14 protein-coding genes and 1 pseudogene are annotated in these 14,993 nt (G+C 53.4%); 3 read left to right on the top strand and 12 right to left on the bottom strand.

Annotation, left to right across the window (positions count from 1 at the left end; all coding sequences use genetic code 11):
• Positions 1–28: 28 nt before the first annotated feature.
• The 10 genes and pseudogenes from EGY08_RS00670 to ltrA all read right to left on the bottom strand — a co-directional run bounded on the left by EGY08_RS00670 (position 29) and on the right by ltrA (position 8,711).
• Positions 29–850 carry a DUF932 domain-containing protein gene (locus EGY08_RS00670; RefSeq protein ID WP_004182076.1) on the bottom strand — a complete coding sequence of 274 codons (822 nt, stop codon included), beginning with the start codon at positions 848–850 and terminating at the stop codon, positions 29–31.
• An 827-nt stretch (positions 851–1,677) separates the two neighbouring features.
• Positions 1,678–2,241 (bottom strand): methyltransferase, encoded by a 564-nt coding sequence (locus EGY08_RS00685; protein ID WP_004182054.1) that lies wholly within the window; start codon positions 2,239–2,241, stop codon positions 1,678–1,680.
• Positions 2,242–2,288: 47 nt separating this feature from the next.
• Entirely contained in the window at positions 2,289–3,644 is a 1,356-nt protein-coding gene (locus EGY08_RS00690; RefSeq protein WP_004182052.1) for a DUF3560 domain-containing protein, read from the bottom strand.
• Between the two features lie 51 nt (positions 3,645–3,695).
• Positions 3,696–3,926, bottom strand: coding sequence for a hypothetical protein (locus tag EGY08_RS00695; protein WP_064352021.1), 231 nt, complete (start codon positions 3,924–3,926; stop codon positions 3,696–3,698).
• A 91-nt stretch (positions 3,927–4,017) separates the two neighbouring features.
• The gene (locus EGY08_RS00700; RefSeq protein WP_004182050.1) at positions 4,018–4,245 is read right to left on the bottom strand and encodes a hypothetical protein; all 228 of its coding nucleotides are present in this window, start codon (positions 4,243–4,245) and stop codon (positions 4,018–4,020) included.
• A gap of 726 nt (positions 4,246–4,971) precedes the next feature.
• Positions 4,972–5,289 carry a hypothetical protein gene (locus EGY08_RS00705; RefSeq protein ID WP_004118473.1) on the bottom strand — a complete coding sequence of 106 codons (318 nt, stop codon included), beginning with the start codon at positions 5,287–5,289 and terminating at the stop codon, positions 4,972–4,974.
• A gap of 34 nt (positions 5,290–5,323) precedes the next feature.
• Complete coding sequence (locus tag EGY08_RS00710) at positions 5,324–5,578, bottom strand: DNA polymerase III subunit theta (protein ID WP_004152754.1); 255 nt, start codon at positions 5,576–5,578, stop codon at positions 5,324–5,326.
• 236 nt (positions 5,579–5,814) lie between these two features.
• On the bottom strand, positions 5,815–6,240 hold the full coding sequence (locus tag EGY08_RS00715; protein WP_004118478.1) for an antirestriction protein: 426 nt from the start codon (positions 6,238–6,240) through the stop codon (positions 5,815–5,817).
• 519 nt (positions 6,241–6,759) lie between these two features.
• Positions 6,760–6,990, bottom strand: coding sequence for a hypothetical protein (locus EGY08_RS00725; protein WP_004118481.1), 231 nt, complete (start codon positions 6,988–6,990; stop codon positions 6,760–6,762).
• Between the two features lie 233 nt (positions 6,991–7,223).
• Positions 7,224–8,711, bottom strand: a pseudogene (ltrA, locus tag EGY08_RS00730) (group II intron reverse transcriptase/maturase).
• 401 nt (positions 8,712–9,112) lie between these two features.
• Here ltrA and umuD point away from each other — a divergent pair.
• The 3 genes from umuD (at position 9,113) to EGY08_RS00750 (ending at position 11,139) form a co-directional block, all read left to right on the top strand.
• A complete protein-coding gene (umuD, locus tag EGY08_RS00740; protein ID WP_004182047.1) occupies positions 9,113–9,538 on the top strand; it encodes a translesion error-prone DNA polymerase V autoproteolytic subunit in 426 nt (141 codons plus the stop codon).
• Entirely contained in the window at positions 9,538–10,809 is a 1,272-nt protein-coding gene (locus EGY08_RS00745; protein ID WP_023157784.1) for a Y-family DNA polymerase, read from the top strand. Before umuD ends, EGY08_RS00745 begins: the two co-directional genes overlap by 1 nt.
• Positions 10,810–10,887: 78 nt before the next feature.
• A complete protein-coding gene (locus tag EGY08_RS00750) occupies positions 10,888–11,139 on the top strand; it encodes a type II toxin-antitoxin system Phd/YefM family antitoxin (protein WP_004182043.1) in 252 nt (83 codons plus the stop codon).
• Between the two features lie 244 nt (positions 11,140–11,383).
• Here the strand turns inward: EGY08_RS00750 and EGY08_RS00755 are convergent, their stop codons facing one another.
• Together EGY08_RS00755 and EGY08_RS00760 are read right to left on the bottom strand one after the other, a co-directional pair.
• Complete coding sequence (locus EGY08_RS00755; RefSeq protein WP_000037308.1) at positions 11,384–13,336, bottom strand: DUF262 domain-containing protein; 1,953 nt, start codon at positions 13,334–13,336, stop codon at positions 11,384–11,386.
• Positions 13,333–14,613: a DUF262 domain-containing protein gene (locus EGY08_RS00760; protein WP_004182042.1), complete on the bottom strand. Its 1,281-nt coding sequence runs from the start codon at positions 14,611–14,613 to the stop codon at positions 13,333–13,335. The genes EGY08_RS00755 and EGY08_RS00760 overlap by 4 nt, the downstream gene beginning before the upstream one ends.
• Positions 14,614–14,993: the final 380 nt, after the last annotated feature.

Below are 14,993 nucleotides of genomic sequence, written 5' to 3' on the forward strand. Positions count from 1 at the left end.
ACGCCGGACAGCTGCCCGGCGCTTATAATTAGCCTTTAAGAGTGCGGAATTTCTCCGCAATTAACCACAATGCCTTATTGAGTTTGACATCACCATCAATTGCTTTTACTGGCCGGGTTGTTGTTCTTTTCCCTTTTTCAGTTCGGCCAGGCAAACCGCCTTTAATCAGATTTTCCTGGACCCTTTGATATGTAGTCCAGATGTCATCTTTTTTATCTTCATAACGGCGCGGATGAATTATCTGTTCAATACTGACCGGAGATTTATTTTCATCTTCATATCGGTAGGTTAATGCAGCTTGTCCAAACAGACGCTGTTCTTCCTTGGTTAAGGTAATAGACTTCATGACATCAACGCCTTCAGTTATTTTATCGAAAATTCCCAAAACTTCGTAAGCACCTTCGATAACCCTTCCCACAATATCACCTTTATGAGGTACACGAATCTCACCAAACGACGTACCGCACACAAGGCCATTTGTGCATACAAAACGGAACATACCCGGGATCATTTGATAACTGGACGATCCATCATGCGAGTTAAGAAGAATGATTTCGGGTACTTCTGTTCCTTTATTGGCCCCTTCACGGCGAAGTCTTACCATATGCTTAGTATGCCCCCGTTTATCCTCATCCCTTACTCGTGACTGACAGGCAAAAAATGGCTGGAAACCTTCTTCACGTAATTTATCCAGCAGTGTAATGGTTGGAATATAGGTATAGCGATCACTACGTGAATTATGCTTTTCTTCTGAAAACACAGAAGGTACAACCTTGACCAATTCATCGTTAGTCAGTGGGCGTTCCTGACGAATGGAATGAGTAAGTCCAAATCGGGATGCTAAACGCATATTATTCTCCTTCACCTGTTTAATTTTTTAACCATCACCCGTTGAGTTGCCGGGGCCGCGGTTTTGACTTTGTGCGGGGACCTGCTGAACCTGCCCCTGGATATAACCTTCACCCGTTTGAGAGCCGTTCGCCGCAAGGGCGTAAACGAGCACGGCCCGGTGCAGATGTCCGGGGGTGAGCGGGAAATTTTTTTCGGTCTAATGAAGCGCAGCGGAATGGCCGGGAAAAATTTATTGCGAAAGGCTCTGCCGTCCCCTGGACAGCAAGACGGGTTGTGCTTGTCTCAGCCCCGGCGAATGGACTCAAACGGGTGATGCGGGTACCAGGGGAAAGGAGCAGGCACCCGCCGCAACGACGAAGAGCGCGGGCGCGAAACGGCGTTGCCCCGCAGAGTGCCGGCAGTCCTTCGCCGGCACGGTGAAAGCGGCGCGGCCGGAACGGCCGCAGCAAGCGCTGCCGTTGACTTTGACCTCAGACATCAGACACTAGCCGTCAGGCCCGAAAGCGCGTAGCGGGTTCGGCGGAGCCCGGCGGGTGCGAAGCAGCTGCCCTGGCGGAGTGTGGCTCGACGACCGGACAGCGCAGCTGGCCGGGAGCCGAAGGTGTCCAGTGTGGGTATGCTTTTAAAGCCTTTAAGGTTTAAAAAGAGGCATCACAGCAGGGAGAAGGAGAGGAAGCAGGCAAACAGCAGGCAGCAAACAGGGAAGACGCGGAAAGGAAATGCGGGCGGCGCGTCAGCGCGGCCCGGTTTTCCCGGCGCCGCAGGCGCGCGGTCTTTCGAGGCGCGGCCAGACGGGGACAGGTGCCCCGCCGGCTTAACGTGTCATCAGACGGTTATTCTGAGAATGGCGGTCGCTACCTGGGTATACGTGAATGTTCCCCGTGGCAACGGCTCCCAGACGTCCGCCAGGGACTCCAGCGCCTTTTGCTGACGCGGCCCGTCCAGACATATGCCCGTCAGAATCCCGCCAGGCTCAAGCAGAGTTAATGCCCGCCGGATATGCCGGATATCATCACCGCGATTAAACGGCGGATTCATGATAATTCGTGTATACCGGCGCTCCGGATGATATTCGAGAAAATCTCCGCACCAGATCCGGACCTCCGGGAAATGAGCCTGCAGGTGACGGGCTAACCCGGCGTGCAGCTCCACGGCGTCACACTTCGCCCGGGGGACTGCATCCCTGATCGCCTGCAGTATGGCGCCCGTTCCGGCACTGGGTTCCAGAATGCGATCGGTTTCCCGGACATCAGCCAGCTCAACCAACCGGCGACATTCCGGGGAGGGGGTGACAAAAAGTTGCGAGCTACCCCGAATTTCAGCGACAGGGGCGCGCCCTTCCAGTTTGACCCGCATCGCCTGAATACGGTGTTTAAGGTCATGATGCATGAATGTACTCCCTGACCTCCCCGGCAAGATGCCGGGGAGCCTTCCTGCTATTTTTTCGGAATTTCAACGGTTTTCATGTCTGTGATATACACATTCACGAGCGTACAACCGTGCGTCATGCACCGGCGGAAGCGGTAGGCGCCGTGTGTTTCGGTTTCTGCAGCACCCCGCACGCCTTTATAATCAGCGGGTAATTTCGCCCACTCGGCTTTTGTCATTTCCCGGAACCCTTCCCCCGGATAATTGACGATCGGTGGGCGCTTCGCCGCTTTCTTCGCGTCGCTGGCTTCCTCCGCTGTCGGGGCTTTGTAGTCCGTGATACGGTCGGGCGTGAGTTTCATCGTGCCGCTGTAGCCCAGAAAGCGATAACCGGGCGTTTCGACTGAACTCACCTCCCCCTTACTCCGGTTAACCCGGAGAATGGTTAACCATTCTCCCCGGCTCAGTACCTGCCCGCCTGGTTCAAATTCCTGTGTTCGGGTGACAACGCCACCGTTTTCATTGAGCATCGCGCGTTCGTAGGCCAGGCGGTTCTGGTAATGATTAACCCAGCGCTGTTGGTGGTTAATCGTGCGCTCATGACAGCGGATCGCAATATCACGCGCCTGTTCAAAAGTAATGATCTCCTCCGACAGGGCAGAATGGAGAGACATCGAGCCCTCATACTGGCTTTTCTCTGCCGGGCGGGGGTATTTGTCGAGCGTGAAGCAGGCATGAATATGATCATAATTACTGACCAGTAACGCCATTTTCAGATCGAGCGTCTGCGCACGCCACATCGTCATATACTTTTCAGACCGGGCAATGTGCTTTTGGGACTTGCGTAATTCCGCCTCGATTTTTTTGATACGGCGGTAACGCACATCCGGACGCTCCTTGTATTTTGCGTGCCGCAGAGAGGCCTGCGCGCGCTGTTCCCAGTATTCCGCACGCTCGAACAGCATCACGGCACGTTTCATGCCGCTCTCAATTTTCTGCGCATGCCGGCGCGCGCGGCGCTCGCTGTGGTGGCCTACCAGGATCGGCTGTCCCAGCGGGACAGCCGATGCCAGCGAATCAACATGCGCAAGCGCCTGCTCCGATTCAACCGCCCGCCGGTCACTGTAGTCACTGAACCGCCCGGCGCGCTGCTCCTGGCGATCAAACAGGGTGCTGTCCTCGTCCTCGATATCACCGGCGAGCGAAAGCAGGACATCCTCCCGCCCCGGCGTCCAGGCTGGCGCCACAAAGAGTTTCTGTTTGGGCGCCCAGCGAAAGCCTGCTTTGTTGATCAGGGAATACGTTTCTTCATCGAGCCGTAATGATGCGTAAAGTCGCAATTTATTATCATCGGGTGAATAGGTTGCCCGGTAAGTCTGGCTGACGGTATTTTCCGTCATGATCTGTGCGGTAGTCGGTGTCATTGTGTTTTCTCCTTCCTGCAGTTGCCGCCCCTCGCGGGGCGGCTCACCTCATCATTTAAATGCGCGTTTCAGTTCCAGCGTGCGGAGTACCTGCCCGAGGGCGGTATTTTTCATCGCGGGGATGTGGACACCGCGCCCTTTGCGGTGACTTCTGGCGATATGACGCCCGAAAGCTCTGAGAGCGGGATCAATCTCCGGTGCGGTGATATCTGCGCGCAGAATGCGCGAATGACGACGGGGCTTTACAGCGCCTGCGGAAGGTGAAAAAATAGAAACGATCATAAAGTTGACTCCTTATGGTAGTTAACGAAGCCGGAAAAACCGTTCGTGCGATTTTTACGGCGTGGGAGAAGCAGGGTTTACCCTGCTTTTTTCATACCTGCGGTTTGCTTCCCGCCTCTTCTTCCTCCTTCTGAACCTGATCGGTAATGTCTTCCGGTGCGCCCAGAAACCAGCCTTTGACGGGTTCACAGCGTTCAATAAACGCTTTTATCGCCCGTTTTCCGGTCGTGGCCTGCACCCGGGTAAACATCGGCAGATTGCCGCTGGCATTGCTTCCCAGAAATGCGATCCGATACGTTCGCAATGAAGGATCCTGCATTTTTCTTTTTCCTGATTTTTAAAGAACATCACCCGTTGAGTTGCCGGGGCCGCGGTTTTGACTTTGTGCGGGGACCTGCTGAACCTGCCCCCTGGTATTAACTTCACCCGTTTGAGAGCCGTTCGCCGCAAGGGCGTAAACGAGCACGGGCGACGGCAGCTGTCCAGGGCGCGGTTTACCGCGTGCCATTTACCCTGGACGGATGATGGCGACTGTGCTTGTCTCAGCCCCGGCGAATGGACTCAAACGGGTGATACGGCGCCAGGGGGAAGGAGCAGGCACCCGCCGCAACGACGAAGAGCGCGGGCGCGAAACGGCGTTGCCCTGCAGAGTGCCGGCAGCTTTATCGCCGGCACGGTGAAAGCGGCGCGGCCGGAACGGTCGCAGCAAGCGCTGCCGTTGACCTTGACTTCAGACATCAGACACTAGCCGCCAGGCCCGAAACCGCGTAGCGGGTTCGGCGGAGTTTACCGCGTCTTTTCGCGGTTAGCGGAGTGTGGCTCGACGACTGGACAGCGCAGCTGGCCGGGAGCCGAAGGTGTCCAGTGCGGGTGTGCTTTTAAAGCCTTTAAGGGTTAAAAAGAGACATCACAGCAGGAAGAAGAAGAGAAAGCAGACAGACAGCAGGGAGCAAGCCGGAAACGTAAAGATGCAGGCTGGAGAGAATATGTTTTTCATGCCGCCGGAAAGAAGCCATGATAAACCGGCGGCATACCAGACGGGGCGTCAGGAACGGAGCTTATTTTCCTTCCTGAACTGCGCAACGCTATACCAGATTGAAGCCAGGAAAGCGAAAACGGTGATCAGGACACGAAATTCGTCACCCGGCTCTTTCCCCTTCAGCATCAGCGTTATGATGATGCCGGCAACGATAATCCACGCAATACCACTCCAGAGGCGCAGCTTATCCGCCACGACATTAATCAGAACAAAAGCAACGGCCAGGATAGCCCCCCACAGAGCCGGAACAGGCTGAAACGGAATAAAAAACAGGTTAATACCGGTTAAAAGCGTCACGGCAGCAAACATCAGAGACATACGCACAGATTACCCTCCCTGGACACACTGAGTAAGAAAATCAATTCTGCTGATCATCGCCCGGTTTATTATATTCGGGTGCATTTGCGCGCGGCAGCTGCTGACTGTTCAGTCGATGTACGCGGAACCGTTCATGGAAATATTCGCGCAGGTGTTCAGGCTGTTCCCGTTCAACAAGTTCCGGCATGACGGGCTTGTTCATGCGCTCCTGCCAGGCAACATCAGCAGCCACCTTATCGACGGCAACTTTGTCCTGCTCCTCCTTTGAAAAAGAGGCAATATTCCACTGCGACATACGCAAAATCAGCAAAAGAAGAAAAGGTACGCAGATATTACGCTCTTAATCCTTAACTGGCGACCTGTTGAGGTGAGGCCAGTACGCAGCGCCGCAGGTGTGGCGAACCGCCTCACTGGCAGGCGAAGCCTGCCAGGATTTTCGCGCGGCCGCACCGATCTGCGAAGCCGGGTAAGCTCCTCACAGATCGTGCCGTCTCTGACCTTAAACGGGGCGTCGGGCGCCCCGATATAGTATCAGTCCAGAGCCGCGTAAATAGCAGCGCATTCGTCATGAGAGTCAATGAAATTCCACAGCTGCGATTCCCGCAGCATCAGGTGGCGTGTCAGGGCAGCATCACCGCGTTCATGGTGCAGCCAGATACGGCGGTTGATCGCCAGCGCCGTAATGATAACTCCGGCCGCATCCGCGCTGACGGACCGATCAAACCAGTTATCCGGGTTAGTCAGATGGAAACGGTCACCGTCAGGCATCATGTAGCCGCCGCCCTCCGGAATACGGATGAAATGCCAGAAGCCTCCGCAGTAATCGGTGATGTGTTTCTCAGCGAGCGCATAGACCTGCATCTCTCCGGCCAGAAAATCGTTACCAAACAGATCCGGCAGGAACGAGAGACGGTCGGACTCCTCTACATTCAGCATGGTTTGACGGGCATGATACATAGCAACCTCCACAGGTTCATAAGATTGCGGCACCGGGTTGTGCCGTGCCGACACGACAGCCCGGCGGAAAGCGGAAGATGCAAGGGCGACACCGGAGGCCGCAGCGCAGATAAAGCACGAAGCTGGTCTGGACGGTTTTAGAGCGAACCTGAGCGAGAAAACGACGGGAAGAACGGCGAGCTTCCTAAAAAAACTGTGACCGGGCGAGGATGGCGGCGCCAGCGAACCCTTGCATCTGCAGCGGCCGGGCTAAAGTGAAGGCACGGCACTACCCGAAGCGATGCAGGAGATACAACATGAGGTCCCCTGTCGCGGTTTACGAGCGCAGGGAGAAAAGCAGAAGCTGGCATCGCGACGCGATGGCTGCGTATAAAGGCCGCAGACCGGAGGGAGGGGGCCGGACAAAGCGGAGCCGGCGGCAAAGACAAGCCGGCGACGTCCTTATCCGGTGTTGATGGCATGGCGCCAGTTTATCAGCTGCCCGTCACCAGGCGGCCCGGGAGACCTCTCGTTCTGAGCTTATCGGCGATCTGGTTTATCACTGGCCACGGAGATACCAATGTACATACCGCTTCCCCAGATAATCTGAGAGAGCACAAATAGCCACTGAGGGACGTCAACAATCAACAGCGGAAGAAGAGCAACCGTCACGATTAAAATCAGGCGGCTACCGAATTGCCGGCGCACCGGTTCAGCGGCGTCAACCGGGACGCCTGCATATCGCAGAACCTGCCTTAAACCCGTATTCATAATCACTCCACTCAGAATAAATGCACTGTACGTCAGTATATTACATTTTATTAGATAACGATTCTCCGGACTGGCAGCGATCCTTCTGAAATTTCCCTGTTTTTGCAGGAACAGCAAATGGTTACAGACAACGGCAACAAGATGACTTGAAAAAAAACGGCCTCCGCAAAATAATGTCGCGGTAGGGATACCCGTTACCGGGTACCCCCCGCACAGATCCCGGCGTGCGCTATTCACGCACCGGGCTCCTGCCTTGGGTGTCTGGCGGTGAACCGCTCCACAGGCCATGGATGCAGAACCCGAACCTTCGGCAGCCATACGGCTGCCAGTCTGTTTGCTTTCGTCCATGTCGTATCATCCTGCTGGCTCCTGCGCCTCAGCGCCCGTCGCCAGAGGTCTGTTACGTATATCCTGAACTTCCGCATCATGGGATAGTTGCCCGGGACTGAGTGGTAGTTCAGGTATCCCTGAACCACTCTCCTGAGCCATTTTCCCTGTTCGGGGATTGAGTAATGCCAGCGCTTTCGTAGTCCGCCCTTGATCGCTTTCAGTGTCGCCGTCATCCTGTCCCGGCGTGTCTTTCGTATCAGCATGAACCTGCCACTACGATCTTTCCCACTGATATGCGTGAACCCGAGGAAGTTGAACGTTTCTGGTTTACCTTTTCCCCTGCTGGCGCGGTTTTCGGCTGCGAAGCGGCCGAACTCCGTCAGTCGGGTTTTCTTCGGATGTACCGTGAGTCCGAACTCCTTCAGTCTGCGCTGCATGGCTATACGAAAGCATTGAGCGTCGATTCGCTTGTCGAACCCGATGACTATGTCATCTGCGTATCTGACCATGACCACATTGCCTGTGGCATGGCGGCGTCGCCACTGATGCGCCCACAGATCGAAGACATAGTGGAGGTAGATGTTTGCCAGCAGCGGCGAGATAACCGCACCCTGTGGGGTGCCTTCCTCCTATGCCCGCCATTCTCCTTCCTCTGAGGTCCCGGCTGTGAGCCACTTTCGTATGAGCCTGATTACCCTCTGGTCGCCGATTCTGTGTTCTATGAACCTGATTAGCCATTCATGGCTTACCTTGTCGAAGAACTGACTGATATCGGCATCCAGTACCCAGTTTACATTGGTCCGAACCAGCCCTGTGGCCAGTGCGTCCAGCGCATTGTGCTGGCTTCGCCCGGGTCTGAACCCGTATGAAAACCCCATAAAGTCATTTTCGTAGACTGCATTCAGGATCTTAACCAGCGCATACTGGACGATTTTGTCCTCCAGTGAGGCGATGCCGAGCGGGCGCTGTTTTCCATCCGCTTTCGGGATGTAGTGCCGCCTGCCGGGCTGAGCCCTGTAACTACCCTGATGAAGCCTCCGGTGCAGATCTGCTATGTTGACCTTCAGGTTTTCGGCGTAGTCCTTCCACCTGACACCATCAACTCCGGCAGCCGCTTTCCTGCTCAGGGAGAGGAATGCGTTCTCCAGTGCCTCTGCTGTCAGGAGGTGGAACAATGCGGTAAACCGTTCTTTCTTCCGCTGCTTCGCAGCTTCCCGCACGCGTGACAGCCTCTGTGACATACTTTCCCGGCTCTGCGTCCGGCGCATGTGTGGCTGTTCCGCGTTTCCCTTGGCCCCGCTCCTTCGCTCCACTGACTCCGCTCCTTGCGGATTGTTCGCCAGATTCGCAGCTACTATGAGCGAGTCCGACTTCTCCTCTCCGTACATCACCGGCTTCGGCTCCTCGCCTTCCCGGTGCGGGCCATCTCCGGCACTGGCAGATGGTCAGAGGGGAGATCTCCCGGTTCCCGCGTAAAGATCGTATTGACATGCCAGGGTCTCAGACCCCGCCGGGTCCATATGGCACTCGCAGTAACGCACCCTATGATGTTGCCTTCCGTAAACAGTACAACGTCGGCACCCGGGAATTTAATATACATTTCGTGGCTCAATGGCTGGCCTGTCAACACCCCTGTCAACGCTTCGCCCCATACCTCACGGTATACAACGCATGACTCGGGGACCCTGTGGATTGCTGGTCCTTCAATGGTCGGGGACTTTCACCCCTTGATCTTTACCGGTCTCCCGGCGCACACTGTATATATATACAGCCTTAAGCGAGGGAAAAAACGATGAAGTTCATTCCTGCAGTATCAGAAGCCAGCATAGTAAAAATTCCTTTGTTCACAGAGCGATGCCCTGCGGGTTTTCCGTCACCGGCAGCAGACTACACTGAGTCTGAACTGGATCTGAATGAGTACTGCATTCACCGGCGCCACTCCACCTATTTTGTCAGGGCGATTGGCAACTCAATGACTGATATTGGCCTCTATTCCGGCGATCTGTTGGTCGTGGATAAAGCAGAACAGCCGCGGCACGGGGATATTGTTATCGCGGAAATTGAGGGTGAATTTACGGTAAAACGCCTGCTTCTGACGCCGCGGCCAGCCCTGCAGGCGATGAACCCGGACTTCCCTTCCCTGTACCCGGATCCGGAAACGCTGCAAATTTTCGGCGTGGTGACAGCCTTCATTCATAAAACCCGGAGGGCAGACTGATGTTCGCCCTGGCTGACGTCAACTCCTTCTACGCCAGTTGCGAGAAGGTTTTCAGGCCGGATTTGCGCGGCAAACCTGTCGTCGTTCTCAGTAACAACGATGGCTGCGTTATTGCCCGGAGTGCTGAAGCCAAACTGCTGGGTATAAAGATGGGAACCCCCTGGTTCCAGCTCAAAGAGGCGCAGTTTCCTGAAAAATTGTACGTTTTTTCCAGCAACTACGAGCTCTACGCGAGCCTGAGTAACCGTGTGGTCGCCCTGCTGGAAGAGCTGTCGCCCCGCGTCGAACAATACTCAATTGACGAATGTTTCCTGGATGCCCGGGGAATTGGCCACTGTATGGATCTGGAGGATTTTGGCAGGCAGCTGCGTGGGCATGTTCTCAGTGGAACCGGACTGACGATCGGTGTCGGCTTCGGCGCCACAAAAACACTGGCCAAATCGGCGCAGTGGGCGTCAAAGGAATGGCCACAATTCAGGGGGGTGCTGGCGCTGTCGCCCGATAATCCACGCAGAACGGCAAAATTACTCAGCCTGCAGCCGGTGGAAGAAATCTGGGGCGTGGGGAACCGGATAGCGAAAAAGCTGCACGTTATGGGGATCACCACCGCCCTACAGCTGTCGCTGACGAACCCTACATTTATCCGGAAAAACTTCAACGTAGTGCTGGAGCGCACGGTACGTGAGCTGAACGGCGAGAGTTGCATTTCACTGGAGGAAGCGCCGCCGCCGAAACAGCAGATTGTCTGCAGTCGCAGCTTCGGGCAGCGGATCACCACCTACGAAGAAATGCGCCAGGCCGTCTGCCAGTATGCCGAGCGCGCGGCGGAAAAGTTGCGCGGTGAGCGACAGTACTGCCGGCATATCAGCACCTTCATCAAGACATCCCCTTTTGCGGTTAATGAGCCGTATTACGGTAACGTGGCCACGGAAAAACTGCACACCCCTACCCGTGACACCCGGGACATTATCGCGGCTGCGGTCAGGTCTCTGGACAGGATCTGGCTCGATGGCCACCGCTACGCAAAAGCGGGGATAATGCTCAATGATTTCAGTCCGAACGGCGTCGCGCAGCTGAATCTGTTCGATGACGTGCAGCCACGGCCGCACAGCGATGCGCTGATGAAGGTACTCGACGGCATTAATCATTCCGGACTCGGGAAAGTCTGGTTTGCCGGACGGGGTATTGCGCCGGACTGGCAGATGAAACGGGAGATGCTGTCACCGGCATATACCACCCGCTGGAAGGAGCTGCCGGTTGCCCGTTTCTGACCGTCGAAATGACAGACGGGACTTGCCGCAAGAGCTTACTTTACCGATCATACAGATGACTTGTCTCAGGGGGGGACCATGACAAATATCATTCTGTGTGATGTGACTGCCAGCATCAGCGAACTTAAAAACGATCCGGTGGCCACCGCCAGTGCCGGCGGCGGCTACCCGGTCGCGATTATTGACCGCAACCGCCCTGTTTTTTATTGTGTGCCCGCGGCTCTGTATGAACAAATGCTCGATGAGCTGGACGAAAAAGACCTAGTGCAAATGATAACAGAACGTCAAAACCAGCCGCTGCGTGAAGTGGATCTCAATCAGTATCTGTGATGTGCTCCGGTGCGAGGAGCAAGGAATGTATTAAGCCTATGTTACCCACTCGATGATCAATGCTGTCTTAAAACACTATAAAATCAATAAAATAGAATTATATCTGCATGTCGATACCATACAAAATACCATGGTAAGAAAACTTGGAGACTGTACTGATCGTGTCGCCCGACGCAAAACGCTTTTAGACTGACAACTTGCACACCACAAAGGATATTCATCCAAAAGCAGTTATTCAAAGAAGTCAACGCCCTGGGTTGGATCTTCCGCTTGCCTCCACCAGACTTACATCATCACGAAGCAATGTCACCATCGCTTCATGATGTGCTGTTATCTGCTGATCGTCCCAGTTTGTATTTCGGGTGATTTCCGCCATTCTCTTGAGCTTGGGACTTTGAAGTTCAATTGTATCCTTGAAGTTTTCGGCCTTTGCTCTGGGGAGGCTATTGCTGAATTTTGAGTTCGCGCTGACGCTTACGAGCGCGAGGTTGCCAAGCAGGTTAAGGCTAGAACCTGAAACAACCGCGCCCGACTGTTCTTTGTCAGGATGCTGTGGATAGAAGTGCTCAATGGAAGTTCTGAACTGAAATTTGAAATCTCGTTTTGAGGAGTCACTCAACAGAAGATAGTCGAGATACGAAAAGACGATACGGCTGATACCAAACCCTTGTGGTTGCTGATCTTTCTCAAAGGAGAATGTCTCTTTAACCTTGCTGCGGGCATATCCCTTCAACAAATCGGCAAGATCCGCATGTTTCACGTCTCGAGGGGCTTTAACGGAGAGCCAGCGAAGAACTTTGGTAATCCAGTGCATCGTTCGCGGAGAAGTGTAGGTAATCCGAAGCATGGACTGAAGCAGCAATACATCTCGGGTATGTGGGTCAGCACTCCCGTCCTCCTCTAAGCTTCCATTGCTGGCCGAGAAAACATGGATGTACGTCGGGGTTGGCTTCTTGTCCCCGCCTCCTTTTTTCAGTCGCTGGAGAGACCAATCGCCATCGTCACCGATGTTTGCCGTGAATTGACGCTTCAAGATGAAGCCATCGAAGAGGTTGCGGCACTTGAGAAGCATAAATGCAAAACTACGCACCCAATCGGCTTTAGCATCGGGTACATTATTTACGGCGTCGTCAAATGACTTGATGAGGCGCTTGTCGTCAAGCAGGCCTTCGTCTTCGACCTCATCGCCTTTCATAATTCTTAGAACGTGTAGCAGAAAGGCCGGAAACTCAATAGTCGAACGAAACCGCTCGTTGCCCTCGTCTTCAGTGGAATTTGACTCGAGCTCTTTAGCGTATTTTGACAACGCCTCATCCAAGGACAACGATACCCCTTCGGAGGATTGCCTTGATGAATTGATGCCGGATTGCGGACGACTTTCCATTAGCGAAGAGAAGCTGGTCACCTCCAGCCAGGACCATTCATCACCAAATACTTTGTTTCGCAAACTTGTGTCACCACGGGTCAGAGACATCTGGACATAAGAATCCATGTCAGCACAGGAATCCCAAACCCACGCAAAGCATTCGCGTTCATATTGATTGGGCAGTTTGCTCATCAGGCGAGCCTTAACAATATCAACCTGCTTGAGTTGCTGCCCACGAGTGTTCATGATCTCGAAGTAGCGATTGAGGTCGGTATTGGGTGGCAGCGAGGCACGGACGACAGTCACCTTCGTTAGCAAGAAATCGGAGAATTTTTCGCGTGAGCGATTAAGGTTTTCATTTTGTTTGAAGAACTGATTGATGATGCTGTAGCCTTCATGAATGCCAGCATCTGCATTACTCGTGGAGCCCTGCGGTCGAACGTGCTCCTTAGCCGCCTCCTGTGCTACTCGCAGCAGGGCCTCAGTTGCCCGTGCGCGCGACTCATATTGCAAGTGGCCTGCATGGCCAACCGACGGCTTCTCACCCTCACCGTCTTGCTCCAGGAAGGTAAGAAGCAGATAGAGGGTTGTAAGTCGTTGTTGTCCATCTATGACCTCGAACTCATCCTCTCTACCCCGCTTGATTACAACAAGGTTCCCAAGAAAATAGTTGTCCTGGCCCCCTACCACCGAGTCTTGAATATCGCTAATAAGTTGCTCAATCTGTTCGGCCCGCCAAGCATAGTTCCGTTGATAAATAGGAATCAGATAATTGTCAGTGAATAACTTGCCTACTGTTAACAGTTCAGGTTTCAACTCCTTCTTGCTCATTGCAGCCCCTTGATAAAAGCAACGAGTTCCTTTTCGTGGTTATCGCTGTATGGCTTACTTGTTATTGGAAGTTTGCGGACAACACTTCCAGTCATCGCATTACGTAGCAAAACAAAAGGCGATTTATTTGCATCGTTTTTACCTCGCGCTCGGTTGTCAGCAGATACAAATTGCACACGAAGTAACTCGACCCGCAAGGCATATGCCCATGCGAATAACCTATTTCGCACTTCATCTACATCTTCATCGCCAAACTTGTTTGTATAGCAAAGCAGCGCGGCAATGAACAATTCGTACACGTAGCGGTAGCGACTTTGAGATGGGCCAAAGTTTTTGAAACCTCTGTCAATAACCTCTTGTTCCAGTATCTTCAATTCGTCAAGCATGAATGTCACCATCTCGAAAAATGAGCGTCCTGCGATTATCGGGGCATCAAGCTGAAAGCGGCTGCGCCCGGCATTTCGTGCATCATGTGTAGAGGATACCGACCATGCACTTAGAAGTGGCATAGCGGCTTGTGCTGCAAGGTGATATCGCAGATTTGGCGAAAATGACCTGTGGGATCGTGATGAAATGCCCTTGAACATGCCGATGTCCCGAATAGTAAATTCGAGCGAGCTTTCGCCTCGTGACCACTTGGATATCCGGTATAAAAAAGTAGAAAAAAGCCTGTCCAGATCCTCATCGTTTACGGCTTCCCAAGCCTCAACGACAGCCACTTTCATAGCAGCGGACTCATCGTGCATTTCGCGCAGGTGGTGTGCTTTGAGCAAGTCGTGAGGGGCAAGCGGTTTGCCGCGATAGTTCTGGGAATCAAAGACACGAAATGCCTCATCAATATCGTCCGTCACAATACGCACCAACTGACATTTGTGACAGATAAAATCCAAAAACTCTTTTTTATCTTCCAACTGCGACAGGCGCCTTTGAAGCTCTATCCAAACTAGGGAGACAGGAGTGTCGCTGTTACCAGACATCGAAATTTGATGATTTATCGGATCTAAGGCCGCAAGAATCATTCGCAAAGTCAGCAGGCGCTGCTGCCCGTCGACTACATTGAGATACTCACCATCATCGTGAAGAATGATTGCACCCAAAACATAGGGAATATCTTTTCGTTCGGTATCTCGAAGAGCTTCGCTGATATCATCCACCAGTTGTAGAGCAGTCGATACATCCCAACTGTATGGGCGTTGATAGTTCGGTATCCGAAGGCCTTGCTTGAGTAGTTCATCCACGGTGACTGCACTAACACCGTTCTCTCCGTTAATCGCCATTCCTATGTCCCTTCATTGACGCTTTTCTATTTTCTCAGCGTATTTTCCGCAAACTTTATTCACCTATATGGATACTTCGATTCCGAGTGGCGGCTGTCTTGTTCACAATTTCTATCACGAGGTGCTCCTCTGGCGCATATTTAACGATCTGGGGCATGGGTCGAGAGAGCGGTTCTGATCAAAGCGAGCATCGATGGCATCAGCACAGCGCTGCAATGCACCCGGTTGTCGATACCATGGCATTTGCTGATACGGTCACATGGTATTTGCTATATCTTCGATTCAGCGTCGGCCTTAAACCATAAAAAATGCCATTGATAATGCAGTCATATCATCAATGGCACTCACTAAATCAAATAAAACAATAGGCTAAATAATAG

It is taken from the genome of Klebsiella sp. FDAARGOS_511 (assembly GCF_003812845.1).
GTDB lineage: Bacteria > Pseudomonadota > Gammaproteobacteria > Enterobacterales > Enterobacteriaceae > Klebsiella > Klebsiella grimontii.